6 protein-coding genes are annotated in these 4835 nt (G+C 49.1%); 2 read left to right on the plus strand and 4 right to left on the minus strand.

Features of this window, described 5'->3' with window-relative positions:
- The 4 genes from APU11_RS04365 to silC form a co-directional block, all read right to left on the minus strand.
- Nucleotides 1–671: efflux RND transporter permease subunit (locus APU11_RS04365; protein ID WP_045405443.1), on the minus strand; the 671-nt coding region annotated here is incomplete at its 3' end.
- Between the two features lie 10 nt (nucleotides 672–681).
- Nucleotides 682–1974, minus strand: a complete 1293-nt coding sequence (gene silB, locus APU11_RS04370; RefSeq protein WP_001446341.1) for a Cu(+)/Ag(+) efflux RND transporter periplasmic adaptor subunit SilB — start codon at nucleotides 1972–1974, stop codon at nucleotides 682–684.
- 113 nt (nucleotides 1975–2087) lie between these two features.
- Nucleotides 2088–2441 carry a Cu(+)/Ag(+) efflux RND transporter periplasmic metallochaperone SilF gene (locus APU11_RS04375; RefSeq protein ID WP_001246152.1) on the minus strand — a complete coding sequence of 118 codons (354 nt, stop codon included), beginning with the start codon at nucleotides 2439–2441 and terminating at the stop codon, nucleotides 2088–2090.
- 27 nt (nucleotides 2442–2468) lie between these two features.
- Entirely contained in the window at nucleotides 2469–3854 is a 1386-nt protein-coding gene (gene silC / locus APU11_RS04380; protein WP_060578330.1) for a Cu(+)/Ag(+) efflux RND transporter outer membrane channel SilC, read from the minus strand.
- Between the two features lie 189 nt (nucleotides 3855–4043).
- On the opposite strand from silC, the gene silR reads away from it, so the two are divergent.
- Together silR and APU11_RS29155 are read left to right on the plus strand one after the other, a co-directional pair.
- Nucleotides 4044–4724 carry a copper/silver response regulator transcription factor SilR gene (gene silR, locus APU11_RS04390; protein ID WP_001572351.1) on the plus strand — a complete coding sequence of 227 codons (681 nt, stop codon included), beginning with the start codon at nucleotides 4044–4046 and terminating at the stop codon, nucleotides 4722–4724.
- Nucleotides 4717–4835: hypothetical protein (locus tag APU11_RS29155; protein ID WP_239500067.1), on the plus strand; the 119-nt coding region annotated here is incomplete at its 3' end. The genes silR and APU11_RS29155, both read left to right, overlap by 8 nt.

Genomic DNA, 4835 nt, shown 5'->3' on the forward strand with positions numbered 1-4835 from the left:
ATTTCAACGGATGAACCACCGGCCTCCTGGTTAGACGATTCAAGAGCCTGTTTCACTTCGGGCAGGCTGATCCCATACTGGGACAGTTTTACCGGATTGACCTGAATCTGGTACTGCTTCACCACGCCACCAACCGAGGCTACCTCAGCCACGTTCGGGATGGTCTTCAGTTCAAATTTCAGAAACCAGTCCTGCAAAGAACGCAGTTCTGAAAGGTCGTGTTTTCCGCTGCGATCGACCAGGGCATATTCAAATATCCAGCCCACTCCCGTGGCGTCCGGACCGATTTCAGAACTCACACCCGCAGGCAGTTTGCCCTGAACCTGATTCAGGTATTCCAGCACGCGCGAACGGGCCCAGTACAGATCGGTCCCGTCTTCAAAAATGACATACACATACGAATCACCGAACTGTGAAAAGCCACGCACAGTTTTTGCGCCAGGTACGGACAGCATGGTGGTGGTAAGCGGATAGGTGACCTGGTTTTCTACAATCTGCGGAGCCTGTCCGGGATAGCTGGTTTTAATAATGACCTGCACATCTGACAGGTCAGGCAGCGCATCGACCGGCGTGTTAATTATCGTCCATGTGCCCCAGATGCTGAGAAACAGTGCGCCCATCATGACCAGGAAACGGTTGGCGACAGAGCGCCGGATAATCCATTCAATCATCGTCGTCTCCTCAGTGCCCTGAATGCATATTTACAGGCTGCTCAGACATTGCTGGCATACTGTTTTCTGTTTTTTCAGGGTGGCGCATACGTTCCAGCGCGCCCGTAATATTGGCTTCGGAGTCAATGAGGAACAGGCCACTGACCACCACGGTATCGCCTTCATTAAGACCGGAGCCAATGCCGGACTGTTGCTGTGATTCATGCAGAACGTGGATCTGTTTCGGCACAAACTTGCCTTCATCATCAACAGTAATCACGCGCTGTTCTTTGCCGGTATCGATAACGGCCTGGCTTGGTATCAGCAGCATCTCCTGACTTTGGGTATTCAGTTTGAGATAGGCATTCATGCCCGGCTTGAGAAACTCATCCTTGTTAGTAACCTGGAGGCGGACCTGAAGCGTGCGGGTTGTCTGATCCACGCTGGGAAGAATGTTCCATTTTTCGACATGGAATGTTTTATCCGGATAAGCCGGTACCGAAATTTCAAACTGCGACGTATCTTTCAGCAGATAGGCGATAGATTCTGGCACTGCAGCGCTGATCCAGACCGGGTCCATCCCCTGAATCTGAGCCACCACCTTATCTTTGGAAATATTCATGCCGGTGCGCAGGTCAAATGCAGTAATGACACCATCAATAGGTGCTTTAATGGTAAAACGGGTCTGGATTGTGCGGGTTGAACGCAGCCTTTGAATATCCTCTTCCGGCATACCAGCCAGACGAAGTCGCTCCAGAACCCCTTTTATCTGGGTTGGCGTACCGCCTGTACCGGATAACAGCAGAAACTCACTTTGTGCCTCAACCCATTCAGGAATGGTGATATCGATAAGCGGAGTGCCTTTCTTCACATGATCGCCAATCGTCAGGGGATACACTTTTTCGACGAAACCGTCAGAACGCGCCTGCACAATGACAAACTGATATTCGTTGTAACTGACATTAGCCGGGATTGTCTGAGAATAATTCAGCATTCCTCGCGTGACTTTTTGCGTTTTTAATCCCAGATTCTGAACCTGAGTTGGATCGATACGGATCCCGCCACTGCTTTTATCGCCACTTTCATCAGCATATTTCGGCACAAGGTCCATATCCATAAAAGGCGATTTTCCGGGTTTATCAAATTTGGTATCCGGTTTCATAGGGTCATACCAGAAAAGTACCTTTTTCTCCGGTGCCTTTTGTTCTGCTGGTACTGTTTTTTGTGATGAGTTTAAATACTGCCAGGCAGTAACCGATATCAGCCCTCCTGCTATGAGGCTGCTGATAATTATTGCAGCATATTTTATCTTTAAAGAAGCCATACAATTTCTCGCTGAAAAATCAAAACACCTGGCATATGCGCACGATTATTCATTCACAGTAATCCCATAATGAATGTTCAGGCGCACTGGATGTATTCGCTCCGGACTGTTAATCAGGATTGCGTAACGTTAATGCTTTTGAGTAAGGAGATATTGCCCTGCTGAATAAACGAGAAATCGACATGGTTGCCGGTTTTCAGGGCATTGATAGCGTCGTCTGCATTAACAAAAGTGAAGCGCATGGTCATTGCAGGCCAGCCCACCGCCGGGATTGCTTCGTGCGAAATGGTAATCTTTTTACTATTCATATCAATGTCTTTAACGATACCGGTGCCCTTGATAACCTGCTGTACCGAAGCATCACTGGCAGCATTCATATCGCCATGCTGATGTGTTTCAGCATGAAGACCGGCAGAAAACATGACAGAGAAGGCACCAAATAAAACGGCTTTAAGTGAATTACGCATTTTAATTTCCTGATTAATTGAATAAATTTACTCTACCCAACCGCCACCCAGCGCGGTAAACAGATTAATTTCGTTAACCTGTCGGGAATAGGTAAGATCGAGAATGGTTTGCTGCGTCGCGAAGAGGGAACGTTCTGCATCCAGCACTTCGATGTAACTGACAGCACCACTTGCATACAATCCTCTGGCACGCTGTAGAGTTATCTGAAGTGAATCAAGATAACGCTGCTGTGACTCAAGTTGCTGGCTAAGGCTGTCGCGCAGCGCAAGCGTGTCGGAAACATCCTTAAAGGCTGACTGAATTTTTTGTTCGTAATTAACCACGGACTGTTGCTGGCGAATTTCAGCCAGCTTCAGATTGGCTTTGTTTCTGCCGGCATTGAAAATAGGAATTTCAATTTTAGGGATAAAATTCCACATTCCACTTCCTGACGTAAAGAGGCTGGACAGCTCCGTACTGCTTGCGGAAAGGCCACTGGTCAGGGTAATGGACGGGAAAAAAGCCGCTCGCGCTGCGCCAATATTAGCATCAGCCGCTTTCAACAGGTATTCCGCTTCCATAATATCCGGACGCTGCAGCAATATTTGTGACGACAGATTTGGTGGCAATTTTACTGGTGCGATCTCCCCACCTTTCATCCCTTTTTCTGACGGAACTGCGCGGTACGTTCCCAGCACCAGTTGCAGGGCATTGTTTGCCTGAGCCAGATCGCCTTCTCGTTTGGCTATTTCGGCGCGGGTACTTTCGATTTGCCCCCTGGCTTGTTCAAGCGCCAGAACGTTCGTACTCCCGGTCACCAGTTGTTGCTCAACGAATGCATAAGACTGTTCATAATTTTTCAGCGTTTCCCGCGCAATACGGAGTTGTTCGTACGCCAGTTGCTGGCTGAAATAGCTCTGTGAAACGTTGGAGACCAGCAGGATGTGTACGGCACGACGGGCTTCTTCGCTGGCAAAGTAGTTCTGGCGATCAGCCTCACTCATGTTCTTAAGTTTGCCAAAAAAATCGAGCTCATAGCTGAGCTCCAGACCCGCGTCGTACTCCTGTGTGGTCGGCTTGTCACCTTTCAGACCACCGTTGTATGTGATCCCGGATGAGGCATTCAGTTGGGGATAACGATCTGCATCCGTGACGTTGAACTGGGCCCGGGCCTCTTCAACCTTCAGGGCAGCCATTCTCAAATCACGGTTATTATTCAGGGCTTCACCGATCAGCCTGCTGACCTGGGGATCGACAAAAAAGTTTCGCCAGCCCGTATCCTGATAGCTGTTTACCGCAGGCGTCAGACTGTTTTTAGACAATGAAAACTGCTGGGGAACCGGAGCTGGCGGACGCTGATATTCAGGTGCCAGAGAAACACAACCAGCCAGGATGAATATGGTACTGATGCTGAGTAATTTTAATTTGAACATAACGCTTCTCGTACAGGCAGACCTGGTAAATGGTTCAAACGAAGTCCAGAGTATTGATAGGGATACTTTACCGAACGCTCTCTGTTTGCCGGGTGACAGGATAATGACAATGTTGTCATTTTTGCTGTAATCCGTTGATAACGATCGTGGGCGCAATAAAATGACATTAGCAGCCAGCCAGGGAGCATAATGAAAATATTAATCGTTGAAGACGAAATTAAAACAGGTGAATATCTCAGCAAGGGGCTGACAGAGGCGGGGTTCGTCGTGGATCACGCTGATAATGGTCTGACCGGATATCATCTTGCCATGACAGCCGAGTATGATTTAGTCATCCTGGATATCATGCTGCCTGATGTAAACGGCTGGGATATCATCCGTATGCTGCGCAGTGCCGGAAAGGGGATGCCGGTATTACTGCTGACGGCCCTTGGCACGATTGAACACAGGGTCAAAGGACTTGAGCTGGGTGCGGACGATTATCTGGTGAAGCCCTTTGCGTTTGCTGAACTGCTCGCCCGGGTAAGAACCCTCCTCAGGCGGGGAAACACGATGATCACGGAAAGCCAGCTTAAAGTGGCTGACCTCTCGGTTGATCTCGTATCCAGAAAAGTCAGCCGCGCCGGGAACCGCATTGTGCTCACCAGTAAAGAGTTCAGCTTGCTGGAATTCTTCATTCGCCATCAGGGAGAAGTTCTTCCCCGCTCCCTGATTGCCTCTCAGGTCTGGGACATGAATTTTGACAGCGACACTAACGCGATTGATGTCGCAGTAAAGCGACTCCGCGCTAAAATAGACAACGATTACGGGACAAAACTGATCCAGACAGTGCGGGGCGTGGGCTACATGCTGGAGATCCCGGATGCATAGCAAACCGTCCAGACGACCTTTCTCACTCGCTCTGCGGCTGACCTTTTTTATCAGCCTGTCCACAATACTGGCGTTTATCGCCTTCACCTGGTTTATGCTGCATTCTGTTGA

The organism is Enterobacter sp. 50793107 (genome assembly GCF_001463365.1).
Taxonomy (GTDB): Bacteria; Pseudomonadota; Gammaproteobacteria; order Enterobacterales; family Enterobacteriaceae; genus Enterobacter; species Enterobacter cloacae.

Bases quoted from the DNA above. Each gene is read 5' to 3' on its own strand.
- silR (WP_001572351.1), top strand. From the start codon at position 4,044: ATGAAAATATTAATCGTTGAAGACGAAATTAAAACAGGTGAATATCTC.
- silC (WP_060578330.1), bottom strand. From the start codon at position 3,854: ATGTTCAAATTAAAATTACTCAGCATCAGTACCATATTCATCCTGGCT.
- APU11_RS04375 (WP_001246152.1), bottom strand. From the start codon at position 2,441: ATGCGTAATTCACTTAAAGCCGTTTTATTTGGTGCCTTCTCTGTCATG.
- silB (WP_001446341.1), bottom strand. From the start codon at position 1,974: ATGGCTTCTTTAAAGATAAAATATGCTGCAATAATTATCAGCAGCCTC.